Origin of the sequence: Glutamicibacter sp. NPDC087673, assembly GCF_044743255.1 — a bacterium.
Lineage (GTDB): Bacteria > Actinomycetota > Actinomycetes > Actinomycetales > Micrococcaceae > Glutamicibacter.
The window spans coordinates 450,948-477,201 of record NZ_JBIUWB010000004.1 but is presented as its reverse complement, the minus strand read 5'-3'; the positions used below and the strand labels follow the sequence as shown (position 1 = coordinate 477,201).

19 protein-coding genes are annotated in these 26,254 nt (G+C 66.1%); 5 read left to right on the top strand and 14 right to left on the bottom strand.

The window, feature by feature from the left end; all coding sequences use genetic code 11:
• Nucleotides 1-374: 374 nt before the first annotated feature.
• The 5 genes from tyrS to argH all read right to left on the bottom strand — a co-directional run bounded on the left by tyrS (nucleotide 375) and on the right by argH (nucleotide 7,336).
• Nucleotides 375-1,694 (bottom strand): tyrosine--tRNA ligase, encoded by a 1,320-nt coding sequence (gene tyrS / locus ACIOTL_RS12395; RefSeq protein ID WP_400342887.1) that lies wholly within the window; start codon nucleotides 1,692-1,694, stop codon nucleotides 375-377.
• Between the two features lie 190 nt (nucleotides 1,695-1,884).
• Complete coding sequence (locus tag ACIOTL_RS12390; RefSeq protein ID WP_400342885.1) at nucleotides 1,885-4,167, bottom strand: HelD family protein; 2,283 nt, start codon at nucleotides 4,165-4,167, stop codon at nucleotides 1,885-1,887.
• A 248-nt stretch (nucleotides 4,168-4,415) separates the two neighbouring features.
• A complete protein-coding gene (locus ACIOTL_RS12385; protein WP_105658124.1) occupies nucleotides 4,416-4,955 on the bottom strand; it encodes an adenine phosphoribosyltransferase in 540 nt (179 codons plus the stop codon).
• Nucleotides 4,956-5,060: 105 nt separating this feature from the next.
• On the bottom strand, nucleotides 5,061-5,801 hold the full coding sequence (locus tag ACIOTL_RS12380; RefSeq protein WP_400342883.1) for a maleylpyruvate isomerase family mycothiol-dependent enzyme: 741 nt from the start codon (nucleotides 5,799-5,801) through the stop codon (nucleotides 5,061-5,063).
• A gap of 119 nt (nucleotides 5,802-5,920) precedes the next feature.
• Nucleotides 5,921-7,336, bottom strand: coding sequence for an argininosuccinate lyase (gene argH / locus ACIOTL_RS12375; protein ID WP_105658126.1), 1,416 nt, complete (start codon nucleotides 7,334-7,336; stop codon nucleotides 5,921-5,923).
• Between the two features lie 252 nt (nucleotides 7,337-7,588).
• Between argH and ACIOTL_RS12370 the strand changes: the two genes are divergently transcribed.
• Nucleotides 7,589-8,140, top strand: coding sequence for a macro domain-containing protein (locus ACIOTL_RS12370; RefSeq protein ID WP_105661899.1), 552 nt, complete (start codon nucleotides 7,589-7,591; stop codon nucleotides 8,138-8,140).
• A gap of 80 nt (nucleotides 8,141-8,220) precedes the next feature.
• On the opposite strand, the gene ACIOTL_RS12365 is transcribed toward ACIOTL_RS12370, so the two are convergent.
• The 7 genes from ACIOTL_RS12365 to argC all read right to left on the bottom strand — a co-directional run bounded on the left by ACIOTL_RS12365 (nucleotide 8,221) and on the right by argC (nucleotide 16,146).
• Nucleotides 8,221-10,074 carry an HNH endonuclease signature motif containing protein gene (locus tag ACIOTL_RS12365; protein WP_400342881.1) on the bottom strand — a complete coding sequence of 618 codons (1,854 nt, stop codon included), beginning with the start codon at nucleotides 10,072-10,074 and terminating at the stop codon, nucleotides 8,221-8,223.
• A 99-nt stretch (nucleotides 10,075-10,173) separates the two neighbouring features.
• Nucleotides 10,174-10,677: an arginine repressor gene (locus ACIOTL_RS12360; RefSeq protein ID WP_105658129.1), complete on the bottom strand. Its 504-nt coding sequence runs from the start codon at nucleotides 10,675-10,677 to the stop codon at nucleotides 10,174-10,176.
• A gap of 1 nt (nucleotide 10,678) precedes the next feature.
• Nucleotides 10,679-11,638 carry an ornithine carbamoyltransferase gene (gene argF, locus ACIOTL_RS12355; RefSeq protein ID WP_388023822.1) on the bottom strand — a complete coding sequence of 320 codons (960 nt, stop codon included), beginning with the start codon at nucleotides 11,636-11,638 and terminating at the stop codon, nucleotides 10,679-10,681.
• Nucleotides 11,639-11,690: 52 nt separating this feature from the next.
• A complete protein-coding gene (locus ACIOTL_RS12350; RefSeq protein ID WP_400342879.1) occupies nucleotides 11,691-12,950 on the bottom strand; it encodes an acetylornithine transaminase in 1,260 nt (419 codons plus the stop codon).
• Nucleotides 12,947-13,882: an acetylglutamate kinase gene (argB, locus tag ACIOTL_RS12345; RefSeq protein WP_400342877.1), complete on the bottom strand. Its 936-nt coding sequence runs from the start codon at nucleotides 13,880-13,882 to the stop codon at nucleotides 12,947-12,949. Before argB ends, ACIOTL_RS12350 begins: the two co-directional genes overlap by 4 nt.
• A 21-nt stretch (nucleotides 13,883-13,903) precedes the next feature.
• On the bottom strand, nucleotides 13,904-15,118 hold the full coding sequence (argJ, locus tag ACIOTL_RS12340; RefSeq protein WP_388023828.1) for a bifunctional glutamate N-acetyltransferase/amino-acid acetyltransferase ArgJ: 1,215 nt from the start codon (nucleotides 15,116-15,118) through the stop codon (nucleotides 13,904-13,906).
• Nucleotides 15,115-16,146: an N-acetyl-gamma-glutamyl-phosphate reductase gene (gene argC, locus ACIOTL_RS12335; protein ID WP_388023830.1), complete on the bottom strand. Its 1,032-nt coding sequence runs from the start codon at nucleotides 16,144-16,146 to the stop codon at nucleotides 15,115-15,117. Before argC ends, argJ begins: the two co-directional genes overlap by 4 nt.
• A 181-nt stretch (nucleotides 16,147-16,327) precedes the next feature.
• Between argC and ACIOTL_RS12330 the strand changes: the two genes are divergently transcribed.
• The 4 genes from ACIOTL_RS12330 (at nucleotide 16,328) to ppk2 (ending at nucleotide 23,851) form a co-directional block, all read left to right on the top strand.
• Nucleotides 16,328-17,296, top strand: coding sequence for a quinone oxidoreductase (locus ACIOTL_RS12330; RefSeq protein ID WP_181148893.1), 969 nt, complete (start codon nucleotides 16,328-16,330; stop codon nucleotides 17,294-17,296).
• A 276-nt stretch (nucleotides 17,297-17,572) separates the two neighbouring features.
• On the top strand, nucleotides 17,573-21,508 hold the full coding sequence (locus ACIOTL_RS12325) for a Pls/PosA family non-ribosomal peptide synthetase (protein ID WP_400342874.1): 3,936 nt from the start codon (nucleotides 17,573-17,575) through the stop codon (nucleotides 21,506-21,508).
• 13 nt (nucleotides 21,509-21,521) lie between these two features.
• Nucleotides 21,522-22,823 carry a M1 family metallopeptidase gene (locus tag ACIOTL_RS12320; protein WP_388023835.1) on the top strand — a complete coding sequence of 434 codons (1,302 nt, stop codon included), beginning with the start codon at nucleotides 21,522-21,524 and terminating at the stop codon, nucleotides 22,821-22,823.
• A gap of 131 nt (nucleotides 22,824-22,954) precedes the next feature.
• Entirely contained in the window at nucleotides 22,955-23,851 is an 897-nt protein-coding gene (gene ppk2, locus ACIOTL_RS12315; protein ID WP_105658137.1) for a polyphosphate kinase 2, read from the top strand.
• A 22-nt stretch (nucleotides 23,852-23,873) separates the two neighbouring features.
• On the opposite strand, the gene ACIOTL_RS12310 is transcribed toward ppk2, so the two are convergent.
• Nucleotides 23,874-24,554 carry a 4'-phosphopantetheinyl transferase gene (locus tag ACIOTL_RS12310; RefSeq protein WP_105658138.1) on the bottom strand — a complete coding sequence of 227 codons (681 nt, stop codon included), beginning with the start codon at nucleotides 24,552-24,554 and terminating at the stop codon, nucleotides 23,874-23,876.
• Nucleotides 24,554-26,068, bottom strand: a complete 1,515-nt coding sequence (locus ACIOTL_RS12305) for a DUF5129 domain-containing protein (RefSeq protein WP_388023838.1) — start codon at nucleotides 26,066-26,068, stop codon at nucleotides 24,554-24,556. The genes ACIOTL_RS12310 and ACIOTL_RS12305 overlap by 1 nt, the downstream gene beginning before the upstream one ends.
• Between the last annotated feature and the right edge of the window lie 186 nt (nucleotides 26,069-26,254).

The window sequence follows — 26,254 nt, the reverse complement described above, 5'->3', positions numbered from 1 at the left end:
ACAAACTTGGCACACTATTGAGTTCTCAAACAACAAACACTCTCGACACCACAACCATCAAGACTTCGATGACTGCTTCGCTCCGGAGCAACTTTACAAGCTTACCACCAAGTTGACTGTTGTCAACTCGACGTTTCAGTCTTGTTCACCCCGCCGTTTCCGTTTCGCCCTTTCAGGCTGTCCGGATCAGCGGCGCGAGATAAAACTCTACACGGGTTCAGCCACGACGCAAAATCGGCCTACGGGTCGAATTTCAGCCACTAATCCTACCTTGACTAGGGATTATCATAATTAGGTACAACAAAACCGCCGGAAAAGTGTCTTGGTTCACAAGCTTTTCCGGCGGTTTCGTGTAGTGCGGTAGTTACTGGGCCCTACTTGGCCAGTTCAGCCACTGCCATGTTCTTCTTGCCGCGGCGCACGATCGCGTAGCGGCCATGCAGGAAGTCCGCCTCGGCCAGTTCAGTTTCGATGCCGCCAACCTTGCCGTTATTGACGTAGGCGCCACCTTCAGTGACCGTACGGCGTGCTTCGGACAATGACTTGCTCAGGCCCGAGGCAACCAGGACATTCAAAATGCCCAGATCGTTCGCAGCAACCTTCGCCGAAGGCAGCTCCGCGATAACCGATTCCAAGGTAGGAAGATCAATCGCGCCCAGATCGCCATTGCCGAAGACCGCAGCCGAAGCGGCGATCACCTGCTCGGTAGCCTGCACACCGTGAACCAGGGAAGTGACTTCCCAGGCCAAGGTGCGCTGGGCGACGCGCTTGAACGGGCGCTCTGCAACTTCGGTTGCCAGTTCCGCGATCTGCTCGCGGGTCAGGAAGGTGAATACCTTCAAGCGGTCGATCACATCCGCGTCGGAGGTGTTCAGCCAGAACTGGTAGAAGGTGTACGGGCTGCACATTTCGGCATCCAGCCAGATGGCGTTGCCCTCGGACTTGCCGAACTTGGTGCCGTCGGAGTTGGTGATCAGCGGGGTGCCGTAGGCGTGCACCGAGTTGCCCTGGACCTTGCGGATCAGGTCGGTGCCGCTGGTCAGGTTGCCCCACTGGTCCGAGCCGCCGGTCTGCAGGGTGCAGCCGTACTGGCGGTTCAGCTCCAGGAAGTCGTAGCCCTGCAGCACCTGGTAGGAGAACTCGGTGTAGCTGATGCCCTCGTCGGAGTTCAGTCGCGCGGCGACGATCTCCTTCTTGATCATCGTGCCCACACGGAAGTACTTGCCCACATCGCGCAAGAAGTCCAAGGCCGACAGCTGCTGCGTCCAGTCCAGGTTGTTGACCAGCTGCACCGCGTTCTCGCCCTCATCGGAGAGGAAGCGGGAAACCTGCGCCTGGAGCTTGGCGACCCACTCGGTCACCGTCTCCCTGGTGTTCAAGGTGCGCTCCGCAGTTTGGCGCGGGTCGCCGATCAGGCCGGTGGAACCGCCAACCAGGGCCAGCGGCTTGTGGCCGGCCAGCTGCAGGCGGCGCATATTCAGCAACTGCACCAGGTTGCCCAGATGCAGGGACGGCGCAGTCGGATCGAACCCGCAATAGTAGGTCACAGACTCTTCGGACAGGGCTCGTTCCAGCTCGGTTTCGTCGGTGGACACGTGCACCAGGCCGCGCCACTTGAGTTCCTGCCAGACGTTCTCGAAAGATGCGTCGTTGCTCTGTCCCGCAATCACGGGATTCTGCTTCGTATCAGACATGCTCACTGTGACCATTTTCTGTCTTCGTTCTGCCCCGAGTGCCCGCGTTGCTGCTTGCGTGCACCTGTGATCGCACCGGGAGTTGGGGTTGCCTTCCCGGCGCATGGGTTTAAGGTTATCGCTTGGTGGCAGGCTCGTGCCACTTCCCCGGCCCGCCCCTTGGTCACATAGCCGACCCCGCGGTGCGCTGCTAGCTTTCCAGGCCTTCAGGCAGTTCGCGGGTGTGGACCACGCGCAGGCGCTGGGTGGTACGGGTCATCGCCACATACAAATCGCCCACGCCGCCGTCCACCTCGTCGACCAGCTCGGCCGGTTCCAGGATCAGCACGCCGTCGAATTCCAGGCCCTTGGACTCGCGCGCGGTGATCACCACGATGTCCTGGCTCAATCCGCCCGAACCGGCGCCAACGCGGTCGCCATGCACGTCCTGGACCGCCGCGCGGATGCGGGCCAGATCCTGCTGAGGCACGATGATCGCCTGCAGTCCCCCGGCCGAGTACTCCAGCTCCTCGCCCAGCGCGGCCAGGACCGCATCCTGGACTTCGGCCTCGGTGGTTTTGGTCAGCACCGGTGGCCAGTCGCCTTCGCGGACCGCCTGCGGGGTGGTGATCCGCAGGCCGGCGGCCTGGGCCACGCGCACCGCCGCGTCGGCGATCTGCGCCGGGGTGCGGTAGTTGACGGTCAGCTCTTCGAGCTCGAAGCGCTCACCGAAGAACGGCTCCAGGGCCTGGGACCAGCTGCTGGCGCCCGAGGCGGCCGAGGTCTGGGCGATGTCGCCCACGATGGTGAAGGACTTCATCGGGCAGCGGCGAACCAGCAGGCGCCACTGCATCGGCGAAAGCTCCTGCGCCTCGTCGACCACGATGTGCCCGTAGGCCCAGGTGCGATCGGCGACGGCGCGTTCGGCGGCCGTGAGCCGGGCCGCAGTTTCCTGGTTCACTCCGGCCACCTGCTCCGCGGTGACCACACCGTCGATGCCGGCGTTTTCCAGCATGGTGTGCATATTGCGCAGCGCGGCCTTGGCATTTTCCACGTCGGCCTCGTACTGGGCGGTGTGCGTGCCGGCCAGCGGGTCGGCGAACTCGCCGAGCAGCCCGGATGCCTCATCGAGCAGCGGCACATCGGCCTCGGTGAACGGCGAGCCGGCCCGGCGGTACAGGGCGTCGCGGTCCGCTTCCTTCAGGTGCGGGGCCGCGGCGGCCAAAAGGTGCGGGGTGGCGAAGAGCTCGGCCACCAGCTGCTGCGGGGTCATCGGCATCCAGCACAGGTTCAGCGCCACGCGCACATCGTGCGATTCGCGCACTTCCTGGGGCAGGTAGGAACGGTCGGTGGTCGAGGACTGCCCGGCCGATTCCTCCAGCTTGCGGCGCAGCTGCTCGGCCAGGTCGCTCACCAGCACCTTGACGAAGGTTTCGCGCGCCTCGTTGTAGGGCTTGTGGGTGTGGCGGGCGCGTTCGCGCGCGTTCTTGACCATCTTCGGGGTCAGGGTCAGTCGGGTTCCCTCCACGACCAGGGTGCGGGTTTCCGGAATCAGCCGCTGGCGGTTGCGCACCGCAGTGGCGATCACCCTGGCCATGGACAGCTGGCCCTTGAGCCGGGCGACGGTGCGGTTGGTTTCCGGCACGGCGTGGATGCCGTGGTAGAGCTCGCCCACCGAGGACATGACCACGCCGGTCTCGCCCAGCGAGGGCAGTACGCGCTCGATGTAGCGCATGAAGGAAGTGGACGGGCCGACGATCAGCACCCCGGCGTTCTTCAGCCGTTCGCGGTACTCGTAGAGCAGGAACGCCGCGCGGTGCAGGGCGACGGCGGTCTTGCCGGTGCCCGGACCGCCCTGGACCACCACGGCGCCGGGCAGCTGCGCGCGGATGATCGCATCCTGCTCGGCCTGGATGGTGCCGACGATATCGCCCATGCGGCCGGTGCGCTTCTCGCGCAAAGCGGCCATCAGCGCGCCCTCGCCGTGGTGGGTGTGCCCCTCATCCAGCCAGGTCTCGTCGAGCACGTCGTCCTCGATGCCGGCCACGGTCCGGCCCTTGAGCATCAGGTGGCGGCGGCGGCGCACCCCGCGCGGATTCAGCGCGGTCGCCTGGTAGAACGGGGCTGCTTCGCTGGCGCGCCAGTCGATCATCAGCCGGTTCAGGTCCTCGTCGGACAGGCCGATGCGGCCGATGTAGCGGGGAGTGCCGGAGGATGAGCCGTTGCCGGCTTCCTGCCCCTGGCCGTTGGCTGCCATATCCAGGCGGCCGAAGACCAGGCGGTCCTCGACGGCGTCGAGCTGGGCAATCCGGTCCTCGTAGAGGGTGGCGAAAGAGTCGCGTTCGGACATGTTCTGGAAGGTGCCCACCGCCCCCTGGGCCCGGGTGCGCTCGAGCTGCTCCACCTTTTCGGCGCGCAACTCGTCCAGCCGCGCGTACAGGCGGCCCACATAGTCGGATTCAGCTAACAGATCGGCCTCGATCGTATCGGTCAACCCAGTTTCCCCTCGCGCTCAAAATGTGCCCCTGCGCAAAGCACAGGGCCCTACGTAAAACGGTTCCCACGTAAAAACACAGGACAGATAATGATACGCGCCTTTGGCCTGGCGCAGGTAATCGCGCGCACTGGTGCCAAGCGCTGGCCGGGCCCGCTGCCGGGCTGTTCGCCAGCGGCGTGGAAGCGTGGCGGTTTGTTACCTGCCCGCCGCTTCCCGGCTGCCGCTTCGGCACCGCGCTGTCCGGCTCAGGAATGGACGACCTGCAAGGAGAGGACCTTGTGCCCCGGCAGCTTGGCCCGTCCTTCGAGGCCATCGAGTTCCAGCACGACGCCGACGCCGGCGATCCTGGCACCGGTCTGCTCCAGCAGGCGGACCGCTGAACCCACGGTGCCGCCGGTGGCCAGCACATCGTCGAGGATCAGCACGCGGGTGCCCGGGGCGATCTCGTCCTTGTGCACTTCCAGGCAGCTGGTGCCGTATTCCAAGGTGTACTCGTCGCGGTAGACCTCGCGCGGCAGCTTGCCGGCCTTGCGGATGGTCAGCATGCCCTTGCCCGAGGCGTAGGCGGCGGCCGCCGCCAGCACGAAACCGCGGGCTTCGAGGCCCGCGACGATGTCGAACTGCCCCTCGAAGGGGGCGATCAGCTCGTCGACCATGCGGCGCAGGCCGGTCGGGTCGGCGAAGACCGGGGTGAGGTCCTTGAAGGAGATCCCTGGCTGCGGGTAGTCGGGCACGATCTCGCACAGTCGATCCAGCAGGTCGCTAATGCTCTCAGAAGTAGTCACGCCTAGTAATTTTAGTCCCTTCGCGCGCTGCACGACGCACGATCGTGCATAATCATGAGCACATTTTGGGCGGTGTCCATGCGGTACGGCGGTTAACCATCCGAGCTAGCGGTTCATCAAGCGATCGCTGGGCCAGGGCAGCAGCTGCGGGTCCGCGGCCCCGTCGGCGGCCGCGGTAACCTGCACCGGCCCGGCCGCAGGGCGTCCGGCCATCCATGCGGCCAAGTCGAAATCGGTGCCCGAGAGCACCCACGATTTCGCCCCGTCCCCGAGCACGATCCGGGGTTTGCCATGCGGCTGCAGCACCAGGCGGGTTCCTTCCGGAACGCGGGCTTCGAGCGCCCGGAACAGATGCGCGCTGAATGCCGGCGGCCAGCTGGCGGCCGGGCGCAGGAATTCGTCCAGGTCGGTGCCGTGGATCAGCATCTCGCGCCAGGTCGCGTACATCAGGTCCGCGGCCTTGGCGCCCGGGCGGTACCCCACCGGCTGCTCCCACGTGGCTTCGGCACCGGGCAGGGTGGCGCGCAACTGGGCCAGCGCGTCGGCGGCCAGGGCGCGCAGGGACTCCGGGCGCATCAGCGCGGTCATGTTGATCGCCTCGATCCGTCCCTCGGCGCCCCCGTCGTACATCAGCGGCGGCCGCTGGGCTCCGGCGTTCTCGAACTGACGCACGGCGGCCTTCGCGAAGGAGGCCAGATGCGCGATCAACTGGGCGGTGCTCCAGCCCGGCAGCGAACTGGGCTTGCTGTACTGGGTGTCGGGAACCTCGCGCACCTGTACGGAAAGTTCATCCAATGCGGTGGTGACCTGCGCGATGAGTTCGGCGGGGGCCAGGAGTTGAGTCATGAATCACACTTTAGCGCGAACCGGGCGCAAATGCGCAAGGGCTCGAAGCCGTGGTTAAGGCGCAAGCGGCCGCCGGGCAGGATTCTTCCCGCGCGGCGGCCGCTTGGCCCCGCCTGGTGCTACTTGGCCCAGGCCTTGATCTGGTCGAGCTGGCGCTCGAACTCGGCGAGCTGCGCTGCGACCGCGCTCGGGGCGGTGCCGCCCTGGCCGTTGCGGGCGTTCAGCGAACCCTCGGTGGAGAGCACCTCGCGCACCGCCGGGGTCAGGTGCTCGGAGATGCCGGCGTATTCCTCGTCAGTCAGGTCCCACAGTTCCACGCCGCGCGATTCGGCCAGCTGCACCGCAGCGCCGGAGAGCTCGTGGGCATCGCGGAACGGCACGCCCTGGCGGACCAGCCATTCGGCGATGTCGGTCGCCAAGGCGAAGCCCTGCGGGGCCAGATCCGCCATGCGCTCGGTATTGAAGGTCAAGGTGCCCATCATTCCGGCGACCGCCGGCAGCAGGATTTCCAGGGTGTCCGCGGCGTCGAACACCGGTTCCTTGTCTTCCTGCAGGTCGCGGTTGTAGGCCAGCGGCAAGGCCTTGAGGGTAGCCAGCAGGCCGGTCAGGTCGCCGATCAGGCGCCCTGCCTTGCCGCGGGCCAGCTCGGCGATATCGGGGTTCTTCTTCTGCGGCATGATCGAGGAGCCGGTGGAGAAGGAGTCGTGCAGCTTCACGAAGCTGAATTCCTTGGTGGCCCAGAGGATGACCTCCTCCGAGACGCGCGAGAGGTCAACGCCGATCATGGCCGCGATCCAGGAGAATTCGGCGAACACGTCGCGGGCGGCGGTGCCGTCGATCGAGTTGTGCACGGCCGAGTCGAAGCCCAGCTCGGCGGCGACGAAGTTCGGATCCAGGCCCAGGGTCTGGCCGGCCAGCGCACCGGAACCATAGGGCGACACGGCGGCACGCTTGTCCCAGTCGACCAGGCGCTGCACATCGCGCAGCAGCGGCCAGGAGTAGGCCAGCAGCAGGTGCGAGAGCAGGATCGGCTGGGCATGCTGCAGGTGGGTGCGGCCGGGCATCGGCGCATAGGGGTGCGCCTTGGCCTGCTCGACCATGGCGTCAAGGGTGTCGATCACGCCGCGGGCGATGATCCGCGCGTGGTCGCGCAGGAACATCCGGCCCAGGGTGGCGATCTGGTCATTGCGCGACCGGCCGGCGCGCAGCTTGCCGCCCAGGGCGGTGCCGGCGCGCTCCAGCAGGCCGCGTTCCAGCGAGCCGTGGACGTCTTCGTCGGTTGGCGCTGCGACATAGGCCTCGGAGATGACGTCGGCTTCGAGCTGGTCCAGGGCGGCGATCATGTCTGCCAGCTCGGCATCGGTGAGCAGGCCCGCGCGGTTCAGCACCTTGGCATGGGCACGGGATCCGGCAATATCGTAGCTGGCCAGGCGCCAGTCGAAGTGGGTGGACTTGCTCAGCGCTGCCATTGCATCCGCTGGGCCGCCGGAGAAGCGACCGCCCCAGAGCGATCCTTCATTTGTTGACGAGGCCATGGCCCGTTCCTTTCTGCCGGAGAAAATTGACGTTGCACCCTACTCTAGCAAAGCTTTATGCAATGTAACTCATATTTATGCAACAGTGCGGCGATTCATGCATCACATGCTTATCGCTGCGCCCTGCTCTGCGGGGCCTGGCCAGGCTCCGGAACACGCAGGAAACCTTAAGTTTTGCCTCTTCCAGTACTCAGCGCCCGGGCGTATGGTGTGATCATAGAGCCGATACGGAACGTTCTTCGGAGGTACCCAATGGAAATCCAGCTGTACCGGGGTGATATCACCACCCTTCATGTTGATGCCATCGTCAATGCGGCCAATCCTTCGCTGCTCGGTGGAGGCGGCGTCGACGGCGCGATCCATGCAGCTGCTGGTCCCAGCCTGCTGGCCGCCTGCCGGGAAATCCGGGCCAACCGCTACCCCGACGGGATTCCTTCGGGCATTGCCGTCGTCACCAAGGCCGGCAACCTGCATGCCAAGTGGGTCGTCCACACCGCGGCCCCCAACTTGGCGCTGATCAAGCCGAACCCCAAGATCCTCGATGACTGCTTCGTGAACTCCCTGTATGTCGCGGCCCGCCACGAGGCCCACTCGGTCGCGTTCCCGGCGATTGGCGCAGGGGCGTTCGGGTGGGATCCTGAGCAGGTTGCCAGCATCGCGCATGCAGCGATCAGCCGGTGGATCGAGACCAATAAGCATATTTCGCCGATCCACAAGATCATCCTGGTCGCGCATACTGATGAGGTCCAGGCCGCCTTCGAGCGGGCTTTCTCGCTGGATGCCGTGGAGGATATTGCCGCCTGATCGGATCCGAATGGCATCAACGCACGAATTCTGCCGCGCACTCCTAGTCGAGGGCGCGGCAGTTTTGCGAGGTCGGGCAGCTAGGTGCGGGCGAAATAGGTGTTGCGCCGCGGCAGCTGCTGCGGATCCAGATGCTTGGGCAGGATGACATGGGGCAGGCCCTTGATCTTGACCAGTTTCAGGTAGCCGCTGTGGACCATGGTGTGGTGCAGTGCGCAGAGCGGGCAGCAGTCCTGGAGTCGGGTATGGCCGCCCTTGGCCCACGGTTTGAAGTGGTGGAATTCGATCAGTGCCGGGTCTGCCGTGCAGCCTGGGACCAGGCAGCCGCCGTCCCGGTCGCGGGCGGCAAGTTTCATCCAGCGCGGGAAGAGCCGGGCGTCGCGGCCGATATCCATGATCACCCCGTCCGCGTTGTAGATCGGGCTGATCACCTTGGCTTCGCACAGCATGGTGCGCAACTGGGGCGCGGAAATTTTCACGCCGTGCGCGCTGATGCCGGTGAGCGATGCGAGATCCTGGAGATCCTCGAAGCGCGCGTGCACCACGATTTCGGGGGTGATGCGCTTGCCCTGGCTGTCGGGGCCGATATTGCGCAGGATTGCGTTCAGCGCATTGAGCCGGCGTTCGGGCACCGAACAAGTTGCCGGCAAGCCCGGCAGCGGTGTGCCCGGCGGGTTCGGCGGGTCGGGATCTGGCGCGGCATCATCCGCAGGAGCTGGCGGGCCAACGCCCGCCCAGTCCGGAGCAGGTTGGTCGCTGTTCCAGAGGTGCTCCGCGGGTTCTTCCCACCCGGCTTTGCCATCAGGCGCTTGCTGGCCGCCGTCGAATTCCGGGTCGGGGTCGGGCTCCGAGCCGGGGTGTCCGCTGGAAGACGGCTCTGCGGTATCGCCGTGCTCATCGCCGGAAGTGCTGTCGCTGGCGGCGCCTGCGGCCTTGCGGGCGGCGGCGCCGGCCTTGGTGCGCTTGTTGTCGGCCTGCGTGATCAGCGATTCCCAGAGTTCCGCGTCGATCTCCCGGACACGGACGATGAATTCATGGACCCCGTTGACCACCTTGCCGCGGAAGAGGCCCAGCTTCGGGGTCGGAGCCTGGTCGTGCGCGTCCTTGTACTCCTTGATCAAGCCATTGATGCGCTTCTGCCGGATGCGGATCTGGTCTTCCCTCAGGTGCGCGGCGGCATGCTCTTCGAGCAAGGTGCCGTCGGCGGCCTTGGCAGTGGCCGTGGTGGGCAGGCCGTCGAAGGTGGTGTCTTCGGGTTCGAACTTGTCCAGCGCGCGGGCGGTTTTCAGCACCTCGCGGGGATCCGGTCTGCTGTGCAGGCCCGGCAGGGCCCAGCCGGCCGGCGACAGCAAGGCCTCCGTGGACGGATCTGCGACTGGCGTGCCAGGGGCGGGGGTGCCGGCGAAGTGTTCTGCGAGCAGGGTGAAACGCGGGGCGCAGGCAGCGCCGGCGATATCCTTGCGGGCGTGGACCAGATGGGCGTCCTTGACGCGGCGGTCGGCCTCGAAATAATTCACATCCAGCATCTGGGACAGGACGGTGGCCGCATCGAGGTAGAGGGTGCGGCCGGGCGCGAATTGCGCAGGGGCGCTGAAATCGGTGGTGCCCGCGCGCAGGTGGTCGAATTCGGCGAGGTCCAGGGCGTGGGCGGCGCTGGTCTCCACCTGGCTTGCCGCCATCACGACGGTGCGGGAAGCTTGCCGGCTGAAGGCTTCGGCGAAGTGGGCGTGGGCCAGCGCGAGGCGCGGATCGGCGCAGCCCGAGGCCTGGGCGCAGAGGTTCTGGAACAGCAACAGGCACGCAGCTTCGGCGCGCAGCAAGCTGGCGGCGTCCAGCGGGGTGCCGCTGGCCAGCTGCTGCGCGACGGTCCCCAGGCTGGCGGCCAGTGCGGGTCCCGCGGTGCTCGTGGCGCTGGCGCTCTGAAGTGGTTCCATGCCCCGATCATCGGGCGCCATCTCGACCGGCATGGCAAAGCCGCCGCGGGCTGTGGAAAAGTTCGCGGCGGCAAGCGCCCGATCACCTGGCGGCGCCGGTCAGCGCGGTTCGGCCAGCTGCAGGAAGCGGGCGGCCACTTCGGCGCCGCCGTCGGCCGCGCGGGTGGTGACCATGATGGTGTCATCCCCCGCGATGCAGCCCAGGATCGAGGGCATCTGCGAGTGGTCGATGGCCAGGGCCAGCAGGTTCGCCGCGCCCGGCGGGGTGCGCAGCACCACGATATTCCCGGATGCCTCGGCGGTGACCAGCTGCTCGGCGCAGATCTTGGCCAGGCGCGCGTCGAGCACTTCCTGGGTGATCGCGGTCTTCGGGGAACGGTCCCCGCCTTCCTGGCGCACCGCGTAGATCAGCTGCCCGGAGTTGTCGCGGATGCGCACCGCTCCGATTTCCACCAGGTCGCGCGAGAGCGTGGCCTGGGTGACTTCCAGCCCGTCGTCCTTGAGCAGGCCGAGCAGCTCGGCCTGGGACTTGACCGAGTTGTTGCCGAGGAACGCGCGGATGCGGGCCTGGCGGGCGGTTTTGGTGCTTGGCTGGGCGGACATCCTAGAGCTCCACTCGTGGATCTTCGGCCAGGCCGGAGGCGACCATCAGCCAGGCCATCACGGCCTTCTGCGCGTGGACGCGGTTCTCGGCCTCGTCGAACACGACCGACTGCGGGCCGTCGATGACCTCGGCGTCGATCTCGTAGCCGCGGTAGGCCGGCAGGCAATGCAGCACGATCGCGTCGTCCTTGGCCAGTTTCATGGCTTCGGCGGTCACCGAGTAGCCGGTGAACAGCTGCTGGCGTTCGGCCTTCTCGGCTTCCTGGCCCATGGACACCCAGGTGTCGGTGACGACCACGTCGGCGTCGGCCAGCGCGGCGGCGGCATCGGTGGTGATCGTGGCCGATCCCCCGGTCAGCGCGGCGCGCTGCTGCGCGGCCTCGATGATGCGGGCCTCGGGCAGGTAGCCCTCGGGGCCAGCGATGCGCACGTGCATGCCGGCGGTGACCCCGGCCAGCAGGTAGGAGTTGGCCATGTTGTTGGCCGCGTCGCCCAGGTAGGCCATGGTCAGCCCGGCGGTCTTGCCCTTGTGCTCGCGCACGGTGAGCAGGTCGGCGATCAGCTGGCAGGGGTGGTAGTCGTCCGATAGCGCGTTGATCACCGGAACAGAAGAGTTCGCGGCCATTTCCTCCAGGCCGGACTGGGCGAAGGTGCGCCACACGATGGTGGAGACCATGCGCTCGAGCACCTTGGCGGAATCGGCGATGGACTCCTTGTGGCCCAGCTGCGAATCGGCGGAGTTGATGATCAGCGGCGAGCCGCCGAGTTCGGCGATGCCGGCGTGGAAGGACACGCGGGTGCGGGTGGAGGTCTTGTCGAAGAAGACCGCGACGCTCTGCGGGCCGGCGAACGGCTGGTAGCCGTACTTGTCGGCCTTCATCGCCGCGGCCAGGTCCAGCACCTTGGACTGCTCGTCGGGGGTGAAATCCAGGTCGGTCAGGAAGTGGCGGGTTGCGCTCATGGTGTGAGTCCTTTGCTGTCGCAGGGGGTGGTCGCGAAGTTGCTGCCGGCCGCTAGCTGGCGGCGCTGATCAGCTGCGGCAGGGCCGCGATCAGGGTGCCCAGCTGCTCGGTGGTGATCACCAGCGGCGGGGCCAGGCGGATGGTCTTCTCGTCGGTGGCGTTCACGATGAATCCGGCATCCAGCGCCGCGGCGACCAGCTTCGGCGCGTTGGCGGATTCCAGTTCGAAGGCGGTGAGCAGCCCGGCGCCGCGCACGGCGGCAATGCCCTCGACGCCTGCCAGCTGCTCGCGCAGCCAGTCGCCGGTGGCGCGCACATGGGCCAGCAGGTTCTGGGATTCGATGGTGTGGATGACGGCCAGGCCGGCGGCGCAGGCCACCGGGTTGCCGCCGAAGGTGGTGCCGTGGTCGCCCGGGGCCAGCCAGGCGGTGTTCTGCTCGCCGAACACGATCATCGCCCCGATCGGGAAGCCTCCGCCCAGGCCCTTGGCCAGGGTCATCACGTCCGGGATCACCGGGGCCGAGGCGAAGAACGCCCCGGTGCGGCCCATGCCGGTCTGCACCTCGTCGAAGACCAGCAGGGCGCCGGCTTCGCGGGTGATGTCGCGGGCGGCCTGCAGGTACTGCGCGGAGAGCATCTTCACGCCGGCTTCGCCCTGGATCGGCTCGATGAAGACCGCCGCGACGGTTTCGTCCACCGCGTCACGCAGCGCGTCGATGTCCCCGGCCGGGATCCAGCTGACGTTTTCGGGCAGCGGGGCGAAGGGCACGCGGTACTTTTCCTTGTAGGTCAGCGACAGCGCGCCCAGGGTGCGTCCGTGGAAGGAATGCTCCAGGGCGATCACCTTGGTGCGCGGGGCCTGCGGCGTGCCGGCGTTGCGCCGGGTCAGCTTCAGCGCGGCCTCATTGGCTTCGGTGCCGGAGTTGGCGAAAAAGACCTTGGAGCCGGCCGGGGCGGCGGAGATGTCCAGCAGCTTCTCGGCCAGCGCGATCTGGCTGGGGGAAGTGAAGAAGTTCGAGACATGGCCCAGGGTGGACAGCTGGCTGCTGATCACGGAAGCCAGCAGCGGGTGCCCGTGGCCCAGGGTGTTGACCGCGATGCCGCCGAGCAGATCCAGGTACTGGTTGCCATCGGCGTCCCAGACATGGCAGCCGGCCCCGCGCACCAGCACGCGCTGCGGGGTGCCGAAGACGCCGAGCAGGGAGCTGGAGTAGCGTTCGGCCAGGGCGGCCGAGGACAGCTGCGCCAGCCCGGCAGCTTCAGCGGTTCCAGCCAGGGCGGAGGAGGTGGTTTCAGCGGCGTGCTCGCTCACTTGGCGTCCTTCTTTTGTGCGGTGGCCGGGAGCACCTGGGTGCCCACGCCGGCGGTGGTGAAGATTTCCAGCAGCATCGAGTGCGGGGCGCGGCCATCGACGATGTGGGCCTGGCCCACGCCTTCGTCCACGGCCTTGAGGCACGCGCCCATTTTCGGGATCATGCCCGATTCCAGCGACGGCAGCATGGTGCGCAGCTCGTCGTTGGTGATCGAGCTGATCAGCGAGGACTTGTCCGGCCAGGCGGCGTACAGGCCCTCCACGTCGGTGAGGATCACCAGCTTGGCGGCACCCAGCGCGGTGGCCAGCGCGGCCGCCGCGGTATCCGCGTTGACGTTCAGCACCGCTCCGGTGGGCTCGCCGGATTCGTCGAATTCCGGGGCGACGGTGGAGATAACCGGGATCATCCCGGCATCCACCAGCGAGTCCACCTGGTCGGTGCGCACGGTGGTGACCTCGCCGACCAGCCCCAGGTCCACGGGCAGGCCGTCCACGACCGTGCCGGTGCGCACTGCCTGCAAGGTGGCGCCGTCCTCGCCGGACATGCCCACCGAGTAGGGTCCGTGCGAGTTGATCAGGCCGACCAGGTCGCGCTGCACCTGGCCGGTGAGCACCATCCGCACCACGTCCATGGCTTCGGGGGTGGTCACCCGCAGCCCGCCGCGGAATTCGGATTCGATCCCGAGGGTGTCGAGCATCCTGTTGATCTGCGGTCCCCCGCCGTGCACCACCACCGGGTTGATCCCGGCGTGGCGCAGGAACACGATGTCCTCGGCGAAGGCGCGGCGCAGATCGTCGTTGACCATCGCGTTGCCACCGTATTTGATGACCATCGTGGTCCCGGCGAAGCGCTGGATCCAGGGCAGCGCCTCGATGAGCGCTTCGGCCTTGGACTGGGCGATGCCCAGGTTGGTGCGGGCGGTGTGGGCCATGGGAGTGTTCCTAGTTTCTGCCTAGCTGGAGTAGGCGGAGTTCTCGTGGACGTAGTCGTGGGTCAGGTCGTTGGTCAGCACGGTGGCTTGTTCGGTGCCCGCGTTCAGGTCGATCTCGATCAACACGTTGCGTTCTTCGAGCGAAACCAGGCTGCGGTCCTCGCCCACCCCGCCGTTCTTGCAGACCATCACGGAGTTGATCGACACGTTCAGCTCATCGGGTTCGAACGCGGCCTTGGTGGTGCCGACCTCGGAGAGCACCCGGCCCCAGTTCGGATCCTTGCCGAAGACCGCGGTCTTGACCAGGTTGGAGCGCGAGACGGCCTTGGATACTTCCAGGGCGTCGGCCTCGGTAGCGGCGTTGAAGGTGCGGATCGCGATGGTGTGCTCCGCTCCTTCGGCGTCCTCGATCAGCTTCGCGGCCAGCTCGCAGCAGGCGTCGGTCAGCGCCGCGGTGAACTCGGCCAAGTCCGGGGCGGCGCCCGAGGCGCCGGAGGCCAGCAGCAGCACGGTGTCGTTGGTGGACATGCAGCCATCGGAGTCCGCGCGGTCGAAGCTCATCGCGGTGGCGGCGCGCAGCGCGGCATCGGCCTGTGCGGAGGTCAGCACCGCATCGGTGGTGAGCACCACCAGCATGGTGGCCAGCGCCGGGGCGAGCATGCCCGCGCCCTTGGCCATGCCGCCGATGATGACCTGGCCGGAACCCGGCGCCCCGACAATGCGGGAAACCAGCTTCGGCACGGTGTCGGTGGTCATGATGCCCGCGGCGGCCGCATCGGCCGCGTTCTGGTCGTCGGCCAGCGCCCCGGCGGCGGCCTGGACCCCGGGCAGCAGCTTGTCCATGGGCAGCTGCATCCCGATCAGCCCGGTGGACGCCACGGCCACGTCGCCGGCGGAAACCGAGAGCAGCTGCGCGGCGTATTCGGCGGTCTTGTGGGTGTTCGCGAAGCCTTCGGCGCCGGTGCAGGCGTTGGCCCCGCCGGAGTTGAGCACCACGGCGTCGATGCGGCCATCGGCCAGCACCTGCTTGGACCAGTGCACCGGGGCGGCGGCCACGCGGTTGGAGGTGAACACGCCGGCGGCGGTGAACTGCGGGCCGAGGTTCTTGACCACGACCACGTCGTTCTTGCCGGTGGACTTCAGGCCTGCCGGGACGCCGGCGGCGGCGAAGCCTGCCGGTGCGGTGACCCCGGTGGCGGCAGCGGATGGGTGGGTGCTGGTGTAGGCGAGACTCACGGTGCAACTCCTTGCATGAGCAATCCGGTGTTTTCTTCCAGTCCCAGTGCGATGTTCATCGACTGGACCGCGGCACCTGCGGTGCCCTTGGTGAGATTATCCAGTGCGGCGGTGACGATCACGCGGTTGGCGTGGGTGTCGAAGGCCAGCTGCAGCTGGACGTGGTTCGATCCCAGCACCGCCCCGGTGGTCGGCCATTGGCCCTCGGGCAGCAGGTGCACGAAGAGCTCGTCGGCATAGGCCGCGGACCAGGCTTCGCGCAGCTGCGCTTCGCTCACCTCGGGCTTGGCCTTGGCGGTGGCGGTGGTCAGGATGCCGCGCGGCATCGGGGCCAGGGTGGGGGTGAAGGACACGGTGACCGGTTCGCCGGCGAGCTGCGAGAAGCCCTGTTCCATTTCCGGGATGTGGCGGTGGGACCCGCCCACCCCGTAGGTGCTCATCGAGCCCATGGTTTCGCTGCCCAGCAGGTTGGGCTTCAGCGACTTGCCGGCACCCGAGGTGCCCGAGGCGGAGACGATGACCACGTCGTCGGCTTCCAGCAGGCCGGCGGCGAATCCCGGAGCCAGGGCCAGCTGCGCGCCGGTCGGGTAGCAGCCCGGGACGGCCACGCGCTTGGTGCCCACCAGCTTTTCGCGCGCACCGGGAAGTTCGGGCAGGCCGTAGGGCCAAAAGCCGGCATGCGCCGAGCCGTAGAATTTCTCCCAGGCTTCGGCGGATTCCAGCCGGTGGTCCGCGCCGGCGTCGATGACCAGGGTGGATTCGGGCAGCGCCGCGGCCACGGCGGCCGATGCGCCGTGCGGCAGTGCCAGGAACACGACGTCATGCCCGGCGAGGTTTTCCACGGTGGTGTCCAGCAGGACACGATCGGCGAGCGCATGCAGGTGCGGGGCGATCGAGCCGAGCCGCTGCCCGGCCTGCGAATGCGCGGTGATCGCGCCAATCTCTACTTCTGGGTGGGCCGCGAGGATGCGCAGGACCTCGCCACCGGCGTATCCACTGGCGCCGGAAACAGCTACTGAAATCGTCATGACCTGATTCTACCGCGAAATATTCATGCAGGCTAATAAATATTCATAAAATTATTCGTCACGTAACCCGACATCCGCCCCACGGTGCCCGCGCAGCGCTCCGAAGTCCTAAACTGGCCCTAGAGACCGTCCCGGCATCGCGTGCCGGGATCGAAACACGCAGCTTAAGGAGCGCGGCACTATGCAGCAGCAAGCCATTGTGGTTCACGAACCGACCGATGCCAGCGGGCTGGTCCCGGATCAGATCCCGGTCCCTGCCCCGGGCCCGGGCCAGCTGCTGGTGAAGGTCGCGGCCACCGGCGTGAACTTCATCGAAACCTACCAGCGCAGCGGCGTGTACACGGTGGACTACCCCTTCACCCCGGGCAGCGAATTCTCCGGCGTGGTGGAGCAGATCGGCGAGGGCGTGCAGAATTACCAGGTGGGCGACCGGGTGGCCACCGCCTCCGGCTCCCGGGGCTACGCCCAGTACGCGCTGGTGGAAGCCAAGCGCGCGGGCAAGGTGCCCGATGCGGTGAACCTTAGCATCGCCGCCGCGCTGCCGCTGCAGGGCATGACCGCGCACTACCTGGTGCATTCGAGCTACATGGTGCGCTCCGGCGATACCGTCTTGACCTACGCGGGCGCTGGCGGCGTGGGCCTGATCCTCACCCAGCTGCTCAAGCTCAAGGGCGCCACCGTGATCACCACCGCCTCCACGCAGGAAAAGAAGGACCTGGCCAAGGCGGCCGGAGCCGACTACGTGGTGGATTACGACCAGGTGGCGGACACCGTCGCGCAGGTCACCGGCGGCGCGGGCGTGCACGCGGTCTACGACGGCATCGGCAAGGACACGTTCGAGACCTCGCTGGCAGCCCTGCGCCGGCGCGGCACCCTGGTGCTCTTCGGCGGGGCCAGCGGCCAGGTCCCGGACTTCAACCTGCAGCGGCTGAACGCCGGCGGTTCGCTGAGCGTGACCCGGCCGAAGCTCGATGACTTCCTGGCCACCGAGCAGGAGCTGCACTGGCGCTTCGGCGATATCTTCGGCTGGGTAGCCACCGGGGACATCGATGTGCGCATCGGCGCCGAATTCCCGCTGGCCGAAGCCGCCGCGGCCCATGCCGCGCTGGAATCGCGCGCCACCACCGGCAAGGTCATCCTGGTTCCCTAGCGATGGCCGGGCACCGGCAACCTGGGCATGCCGGCATCTGCCCCGAAAGCACCGGGGCGATGCCGGGCATCCACCGCGGCTCCTTGCTGCCGCCGGTCCGCAACAGTTGAGAGATGCATGACACTTCAATCAAATTTTTCCGCTCTTAACCCGTAACACGCTTTAATGGTGACTGGAACCCTTGCGTTCCACCCCTCCAGGATCCACTTCACTTCTGGGACGCTCTCCCCCAGCGACCCATCTTGCACTCTTAGTGAAGGGACGGATCCGATCAGCATGGACAACGAACGAACTCCAGCGCCGGATGCACCAATCCATCCACCCCAGTTCCCCTCCGGAACCCTGGCGCCGGCTGCGCGCACCCTCATGGACATCCTGCAGGCCACCGCCCAGGCTCATCCCGATGCGCCGGCCATTGACGACGGCGAACGCGTAGCGAGCTACGCGGAGCTGCTCGAAGAGGTCAAGAACAAGGCCCGGCGGCTGCATGCCCAGGGCCTAGGCGCCGGCGACCGCATCGGCGTGCGCGTTGAATCGGGCACCCGGCACCTGTATGAATGGATCCTCGCGATCATGTGGGTTGGGGCCGCCTATGTCCCGGTCGATGCCGATGACCCCGACGAGCGCGCCAAGACCGTGTTCACCGAGGCCGAAGTCGCGGGCATCATCAAGGGACGCGATACCGTCGTGGCCGATAGCCAGCGCCCCAAGCCTTTTGCGAACCCGCGAATGCCTGGAATGGAAGATGACGCATGGATCATCTTCACTTCCGGTTCCACCGGCAAGCCCAAGGGCGTCGCGGTCACCCACCGTTCGGCAGCGGCCTTCGTGGATGCCGAAGCGAAGATGTTCCTGCCCGGCGATCCGCTGAACACCACCGACCGGGTGCTCGCCGGACTGTCCGTCGCCTTCGATGCCTCCTGCGAGGAAATGTGGATCGCCTGGCGCAACGGCTCCTGCCTGGTCCCGGCCCCGCGCGCCCTGGTGCGCAGCGGCATGGACCTGGGCCCGTGGCTGATTTCCCGTTCCATTACCGCCGTTTCCACCGTGCCCACCCTGGCGGCGCTGTGGCCGGCGCAGGCCCTGGACTCGGTGCGCCTGCTGATTTTCGGCGGCGAGGCCTGCCCGCCGGAACTGGCCGGGCGGCTAGCCACCGAAGGCCGCGAAGTCTGGAACACCTACGGACCGACCGAAGCGACCGTGGTAGCCTGCGGCGCCACCATGGACGGCAGCGTGCCGGTACGCATCGGCCTGCCGCTGGACGGTTGGGATCTGGCGGTGGTTGATACCGAGGGGATCCCGGTCGCCGAAGGGGAATCCGGGGAGCTGATCATCGGCGGCGTGGGACTGGCCCGCTACCTGGATCCGGAAAAGGATGCCGAGAAGTACGCGCCGATGCCCACCTTGGGCTGGGAGCGCGCCTACCGCTCGGGCGATATGGTCATCAATGACCCGCTGGGGCTGATCTTCATCGGCCGCGTGGATGACCAGGTGAAGATCGGCGGACGGCGTATCGAGCTGGGCGAAATCGACGCCGCGCTCAACTCGCTTCCCGAAGTTTCTTCCGCGGCGGTAGCGGTACGCGAGACCGCCACCGGCAACAAGGTCCTGGTCGGCTACCTGCAGGCAGCGGAAAACTATGATCTGGGTGCAGCGCGCACCCGCTTGCTTGCCGACCTGCCAGCGCCGATGGTGCCGATCCTGGCGGTGATGGGCAGCCTGCCGATGAAGACCAGCGGCAAGGTGGACCGCAATGCGCTGCCGTGGCCGTTGCCGGGCGCCGAACTGGCTGCCGAGGGCTCCGGCCTGCCCGAACTCGATGAGACCGGGCAGTTTCTTGCCGAAGCTTGGCGCGGCGCGCTGGGCGCTTCGGCCGCCGGCCTGGACGCCGATTTCTTCGCTTCCGGTGGCGGGTCGCTGGCCGCGGCCCAGCTGGTTTCGGCACTGCGTGCCCGCTACCCTGACCTGACCGTCGCGCAGCTCTACGACTACCCGCGTTTTGGCGCACTGCTCGAATACCTCGGCGGCCAGCAGCCATCCGCGACGCCGGCGCAGCCGCGCACGGTCGAACGCACCCAGCGGGGAACCCAATGGGCGCAGTCCCTGGCCGCCGGGCCGCTGTTCATCCTCTCGGGCCTGCGCTGGTTCACCTACCTCATGCTCGGACACCTGTTGCTGGTGTTCCTCGGTGTTTTCGAGGCGCACCTGCCGACCCCGTGGTACGTGCTTGCCGGCCTCTGGCTGGTCTTCGTGACCCCGGTAGGGCGCATGGGCCTGTCCATCGCGGCCACGAAGCTCTTGCTCCGCGGCTTGAAGCCGGGGACCTACCCCCGCTCGGGTTCGGTGCACCTGCGCCTCTGGCTGGCCCAGCACATCGCCGATGTGGTCGATCCGGTGTCCCTGGCGTCCGCTCCGCTGCTGCCTTGGTATGCGCGGATGCTCGGTGCGCAGATCGACCGCACCGCGACCATGCACACCCTGCCACCGGTCACCGGCATGCTGCGAGTCGGCCCCGGAGCCTCCATCGAGCCCGAGGTGGATATCTCGGGCTACTGGATCGACGGGGACAAGCTGCACGTGGGCACCATTGAGATCGGCGCCCACGCCTCCATCGGCGCCCGCAGCACCCTGGCCCCCGGGGCAGCTATCGGTGCGCACACCATCGTTGAAGCGGGATCCGCGGTCTACGGCCAGGCCCGCAGCCATTCCCGCTATGCCGGTTCGCCGGCGCAGCGCGAAGGCAAGGCCAAGCCGAAGTGGCCAACGCAGGAACCGGAGCACAAGGCGCTGCCCCGTATTCTGGGCGGCATCGGTTCCATGGCGTTGAACCTCGCACAGTGGCTTCCGGTGATTGCCGCGTTGCTGGCCATAGCCCCGGTACTTGGCAGCGCGCAATCGCTGGCCGGGATCGGCTGGCGGTTCATTCCGGCCGTGCTGCTGGGCGCCACCGTGTGGTTCCTGGCCACCATGGTGCTGACCATCGCCATTGTCCGCCTGCTTTCCATCGGCCTGGCAGAGGGGTGGCATCCAGTCACTTCCCGCGTTGGCTGGCAGGCCTGGGCTACCGAACGCGTCTTGGATACCGCCCGCGACCTGCTCTTCCCGCTCTACGCCTCGCTCTTCACCCCGATCTGGCTGCGCCTGCTCGGTGCCAAGGTGGGCCGCGATGTGGAGATCTCCACGGTGCTGCTGATTCCGAAGATGACCACCATTTCCTCGGGTGCGTTCCTGGCCGATGACACCATGGTTGCTTCCTATGAGCTCGGTGGCGGCTGGATGCACATTGCCCCGGTTCGCGTGGGCAAGAAGGCCTTCCTGGGCAACTCCGGCATCCTGCATGCCGGGCGCCGGGTGCCCAAGCGCTCGCTGATCGCGGTGCTGTCGGCCACGCCGAAGAAGATGAAGGCCGGCACCTCGTGGATCGGCTCGCCCCCGCACAAGCTGCGCCGCACCAGCGTGGAAGGCGAATCGGATCTGACCTACCGCCCAACCCTGAAGCTCAAGGCGATGCGGGCGGGGTGGGAGCTGACCCGTGGCCTCGCGGTGTTCACCACTGTCGGAATTGCCGGCGGCGTGCTTTGGGCGCTGTCCGCCTTGACCACCTACTTCAACCCGCTGGTCGCGATCCTGCTTTCCGGCGCGGTGCTGGTCCTGGCCGGAGCAGTCGCCGCCTTGGTGGCGGTCGCCGCCAAGTGGCTGGTGGTTGGCGTGATTCGCCCGGGCGAGCACGCATTGTGGAGTTCCTTCATATGGCGCACCGAAATGGTGGATTCCTTCACCGAGCTGGTCTGCGCCCAATGGTTCGCCCGTTTGGCTTCGGGCACCCCGGCCTTGGTCTGGTTCCTGCGCGCGCAGGGGGCAAAGATCGGCCATGGCGTGTGGTGCGAGAGCTACTGGTTCCCGGAAGCGGACCTGGTGACATTGGAAGACCACGCCACGGTGAACCGCGGCAGTGTCCTGCAAACCCACCTGTTCCACGACCGGATCATGTCCATCGACGCGGTGTCCCTGGGCGCCGGGGCAACGCTCGGCCCGCACAGCGTCATCCTGCCCGCCGCGCGGATCTCCGAAGGCACCACCACCGGGCCAGCCAGCCTGGTGCTGCGCGGCGAGGTGCTTCCGGCAAATACCTACTGGCGCGGTAATCCGGCGGTACGCTGGAACATCGAACCCGAGACCAAAGCCGAGCAACCGGCTGACCAACAAGCCTGAGGATTCCCCGCCGATGCCCCACCGCATACTCGATGAGTACACCAAGCACCATGGGTCCCCGACGTACACGGTGGAGCACTATGACCTGTCGTTGGTCATCAAGCTCGCCAGCAACCTGCTTGATGGCCGGGCCATGCTGCGCATCCGCGCCTTGGAGGATATCAATGAGGTCGCGTTGAACCTCAGCGGATTGAAGATCGTCAAGGCCACCTGCCAGGGGCGCAAGGTGCCGGTGGCCAAGAAGCACCACCGGATGGTCGTTTCCCTGCCAGCAATGGTGAAAGCCGGCGAGCGGGTGGAGCTGAACCTGCGCTATGCCGGCAGCCCGCAGGCAGAAAACGGGCTGTGGGGCGAGCTTGGCTGGGAAGAGCTCACCGATGGCATCCTGGTCTCCGGCCAGCCAGTAGGCGCCTCGACTTGGTACCCGTGCAACGACCACCCCAGCCACAAGTCCAGCTACCGCTTCGAGATCTCGGCGGATGCCGGCTACCGCGTCGTGGCCAATGGCCAGCTGGTGGACCATCGCCGTTCGGCCAGCCGCGAGACGTGGGTCTACGAGCAGCGTGAGCCGATGGCCAGCTACCTCGCCACCGTGCAGATCGGCCGTTATAGCCAGATTCCTTTCGATGAAGGCGGCCACCTGGTGGCCTACTCGGTTCCGGGAACCGAGGTGCCGGTGCGCGGCGCGTTCGCGAAGCAGACGGCGATGGCTGAGCTGTTCGAGCGGAAATTCGGCCCGTACCCGTTCGAGAGCTACAAGATCGTCGTGGTCGATGACGAACTGGAGATCCCGCTCGAAGCCCAGGGCCTGAGCATCTTCGGCAAGAACCACTTGTCGCTGCAGTGGGAAGCCCAGCGCCTGATCGCCCACGAGTTCGCGCACCAGTGGTTCGGCAACTCCCTGACTCCGGGGCGCTGGAAGGATATCTGGCTCAACGAGGGTTTCGCTTGCTTCAGCGAATGGGTGTACTCCGAAAAAGCCCAGGTGATGGCGTTGGACGAGCGTGCCCGCCACGCGTGGGCCATGCTCGAAGGCTTGCCGCAGGACATCATGGTCGGGGACCCCGGGCCCCACGACATGTTCGATGACCGGGTGTACAAGCGCGGAGCGCTGGCCCTGTATGCTCTGATGCGGCGGCTGGGCGAAACGGACTTCTACACGATGCTTCGCCAATGGACCGCCACGCATCAGCATTCGACGGTGAGCACGCAGGAATTCGCTGACCTATTGGGCCACTACGCACCGGCGGAAGAGATCCAGGACATCCTGGACGCATGGCTGTTTTCCGAGGCGCTTCCGCCCTTCCCTGCCTGATCGGCGCACGGTGCCATGATGTTCCGGCCATGTCCGCAGGGCTGTTGTCCTTCATCACAAACAACCCTCTGGCTTGGTCTTGTTCAGCATTTGTTCACAAGCTGTTCACCGGATGGCTCTACGGTCATTGCATGACTGTAGAGATCCCCCTGCTCGATGAAGCCTTCCAGGGCTATTCCGTCCTCGATAACGACGATGACGATCCGGTGCTCGTCCGCGCCGATGGAAGCATCGTCGATACCTGGCGGGAGAACTACCCGTATTTCCAGAAACTGGATCGCGCCACCTACGAGGCTGAAAAGCGGGCACTGCAGATCGAGCTGCTGAAACTGCAGAAATGGGCGAAAGCCCATGGCCGCCGGATCATGATCGTTTTCGAAGGCCGCGATGCTGCCGGCAAAGGCGGCACGATCAAGCGTTTCACCGAACACCTGAACCCGCGTGGCGCCCGCGTGGTGGCCTTGGAAAAGCCGAGCGAGCGCGAGTCCACCCAGTGGTACTACCAGCGCTATGTGCAGCATTTCCCCTCGGCGGGCGAGATCGTGCTCTTCGACCGCTCCTGGTACAACCGTGCCGGCGTCGAACGCGTGATGGGATTTTGCACCGAAACCCAGGTGGACCACTTCCTGGAGCAGACTCCCGCCTTCGAGAAGATGGTCGTCGACGAGGGCATCGACCTGGTGAAGTTCTGGTTCTCGGTGTCCGCCAGCGAGCAGCTGACCCGATTCACCATCCGCCGCATCGATCCGGTGCGCCAGTGGAAGCTCTCGCCCATGGATCTCGAGTCCCTGGATAAGTGGGAAAAGTACACCCAAGCCAAAAAGGAAATGTTCCTCAAGACCGATACGGAGCATGCACCGTGGACCGTGGTGAAGTCCAACGACAAGAAGCGCGCCCGGTTGCAGGCGATGCGCCACGTGCTGAACCTTTTCGAGTACAAGGGCAAGGACCACCACCTGGTAGGCTCCCCCGATCCGAAAATCGTGGGCCGCGCGGCCAAGGTGATTACCCACGGCGAAGAATTCTAGATCCGTTCCCGGTGCACCGCTGCTAGGGAACGATGACGCAGGTCCCCAGCAGCCCTTGGCCGCGCGGTCCTTCGGCGATCCAGCGACCGCTCATCGATGCGAGAGCATGCTGCGCGGCAACCGGTCCCGTAGCCCGGATTCCGGCGTGGAAACGGTGGGACTGCGCATCGACGCGAATCTCGCATTCCAGGAAATCCAGCCACTGCCTGGTCAGTGGGAACCACGCCTTGAAGATGCTTTCCTTGGCGCTGAAAATCAGCCGGTCCCAGGCGATGCCCGGATGGTGCGCCGATAGCTCGGCGGCCATCACCTGCTCTTCGGGAAGCAAGATGATGTCGAGGATTTCTGCCGGCAGCGGAGCATGCAGTTCGGCGTCGATGCCAAGGCCGCGAATATCGCTGGTGGAGGCTACTGCCGCTGCACGGAAGCCAGCGCAATGGGTCATGCTCCCCACCACGCCAGCTGGCCAGATCGGTGCCCGTTTTTGATCTGGAACCAAGGCAACGCCCGCATAGCCCAGTTGTGCCAGCGCTCGGCGAGCGCAGACACGGACAGTACGGAATTCCTGCTGCCGCTCAGGCACCGCCTCGGCGATGTACCGTTCTTCTTCCCCGTAGGATCGGCCGTCTTCCAGCTCGGTACGCGACTGGACCACATGTACCGAAGACGGCAGCAGCTCTGCGAAGATATCGTTGCCTTCCATCAGAAGCGCGAAGATCCGCCAGCGCCGGAGAAGCTTCCGCCACCAGAGTATCCGCCGGAGACTCCGCCCGACGAGCTCGCTGCTTCACGCGACTCAGCCACTGCGCTGACGCCCGCGGAATATCCGTGGTGGTAGCCACCCACGCGCCAATACATCGATGCGGGATTCAAAACGTCCAGGATGGTGCCGGAACGGCCGTCATATGCCCCGGATTCGTAGCGGGATTTCTTCAATGCCGATTGCATGTCGGCCTTCTCTTCGGCACTTTCCGCATACACTTCGATTTGAGCTTGGGCGAAGACATCCAGCTTTTCGGTCAATTCGGCACGCAACTCCGATAATCCATCGAGCGCTTGATCCACCGTGATCGATTCTTTCTTCAGCTGCACTGACAATTCGCCGAGCTGCGTGGTTGCCATTTCCCGGTAGGAAGCCAAGGCGGCCGCGCTGCCCATCAGTTCCGGCTCTACGTCGTTGAGCAACTCCCTGATCTCGTCGAGGTCCTCTTCTAGCGGCTCGGTCTGTGCATGCCACGCCTCTTCCCAGGATGCTGAACGGGTATAAAGCGCCGCCGCGGCAATGATGGCGTCATCGGTCAGGTCCAGGGACTGCGCTGTTTCGCGGAATTCCTTGGCGAAGCGAACGCCTTCGGAGCCGGACCGCTCCTTCTTGCCCGAGTCTTCCAGTGCCTGCTGCGCTGCAAAACAAGCACGGTATTTGGCCATGAACTTGGTGAAGCGCTGCTCCAGCTCGGCTGCATGCCCTGAAGCCGACGGCAGCGTACGAGCCGCCAATTCGGTTTCTTCCAGATCCATCGTGACGTTGGTCAGGTGCAAGGTCCCCTGATGCAGTTCTTCCGCGAAAGTTTTCCGACGCGTTGACCGAGTGTGCAGTGCGACGCCGCCGATAATGGCAGCCACGAGGCCTACGACGCCCGTGGATATCCACAAGGCCGGGTGCTGGTACCAGGGCCGATTCATGATCACGGCCGCCTGATCGGCTACCGCAATGACGCCGTCGGTCCACCGGGATAGATTGAAGTCGTCGTAGCCGGCTTCGTGGATGCTCTCCATGGAGCTCTCTGAGACCTTGCGGTCTTCGCCGAAGTACGTGCCGATCTGTCCATCTCCTTCTCCTTCGATGGACAAGGTGATGATGAACAGGCCGTCGGCCCAGTAGTCGCCATAGTCTTCGGGCTTCCCTGATATCCATTCCGGATGGGATGACTTGGCGTATTCCAGCGTCTTGGTGTTGATGTCATCGGAGTATTCTCCGTTGCGGGCGTAGATTGCCACGTCCGTGGGCTCGTTGAAATCGAGCTCGTCCAGTGCATCACGCAGCCGCTGCTCATTGAGCTTGCCGGTGGAATCCTCGATGGTGACCGATTCCAGGTTCTGCCCGGCAACGACCTGCACACCGGTGGCAGCTTGCGCGGCAGGCAGGGCGCCAGCCAGCCCCAAGGAAAGTGCCGCTGCGGTACCGGCTATTCGAATGCTCCGGGTTCGTGGGCCCACGATGCGTCTCCTTCTTTCGAGTTTCAGGTTATCTCCGGCTGATGGCCTTTCTCCTATCCTAGCGAGCCGGGGTGTGGCATCGATCATCCTTAAGACGGCTTTCGGCGCATTGGGGCCGCAACGCGCTTGTTCCAACCGGGATTCGCCGAAAAGTGATGGATTCCTCAAGCAGGTGCATTGCATGCC

What these genes read in the sequence shown, in the direction of transcription:
- ACIOTL_RS12310 (WP_105658138.1), bottom strand. Translation starts at nt 24,554, where the DNA reads ATGGAAGGCAACGATATCTTCGCAGAGCTGCTGCCGTCTTCGGTACAT.
- argC (WP_388023830.1), bottom strand. Translation starts at nt 16,146, where the DNA reads ATGACGATTTCAGTAGCTGTTTCCGGCGCCAGTGGATACGCCGGTGGC.
- ppk2 (WP_105658137.1), top strand. Translation starts at nt 22,955, where the DNA reads ATGACTGTAGAGATCCCCCTGCTCGATGAAGCCTTCCAGGGCTATTCC.
- ACIOTL_RS12330 (WP_181148893.1), top strand. Translation starts at nt 16,328, where the DNA reads ATGCAGCAGCAAGCCATTGTGGTTCACGAACCGACCGATGCCAGCGGG.
- ACIOTL_RS12325 (WP_400342874.1), top strand. Translation starts at nt 17,573, where the DNA reads ATGGACAACGAACGAACTCCAGCGCCGGATGCACCAATCCATCCACCC.
- tyrS (WP_400342887.1), bottom strand. Translation starts at nt 1,694, where the DNA reads ATGTCTGATACGAAGCAGAATCCCGTGATTGCGGGACAGAGCAACGAC.
- ACIOTL_RS12380 (WP_400342883.1), bottom strand. Translation starts at nt 5,801, where the DNA reads ATGACTCAACTCCTGGCCCCCGCCGAACTCATCGCGCAGGTCACCACC.
- argB (WP_400342877.1), bottom strand. Translation starts at nt 13,882, where the DNA reads ATGGCCCACACCGCCCGCACCAACCTGGGCATCGCCCAGTCCAAGGCC.
- argF (WP_388023822.1), bottom strand. Translation starts at nt 11,638, where the DNA reads ATGAGCGCAACCCGCCACTTCCTGACCGACCTGGATTTCACCCCCGAC.
- ACIOTL_RS12360 (WP_105658129.1), bottom strand. Translation starts at nt 10,677, where the DNA reads ATGTCCGCCCAGCCAAGCACCAAAACCGCCCGCCAGGCCCGCATCCGC.
- argH (WP_105658126.1), bottom strand. Translation starts at nt 7,336, where the DNA reads ATGGCCTCGTCAACAAATGAAGGATCGCTCTGGGGCGGTCGCTTCTCC.
- ACIOTL_RS12370 (WP_105661899.1), top strand. Translation starts at nt 7,589, where the DNA reads ATGGAAATCCAGCTGTACCGGGGTGATATCACCACCCTTCATGTTGAT.
- ACIOTL_RS12320 (WP_388023835.1), top strand. Translation starts at nt 21,522, where the DNA reads ATGCCCCACCGCATACTCGATGAGTACACCAAGCACCATGGGTCCCCG.
- ACIOTL_RS12365 (WP_400342881.1), bottom strand. Translation starts at nt 10,074, where the DNA reads ATGGAACCACTTCAGAGCGCCAGCGCCACGAGCACCGCGGGACCCGCA.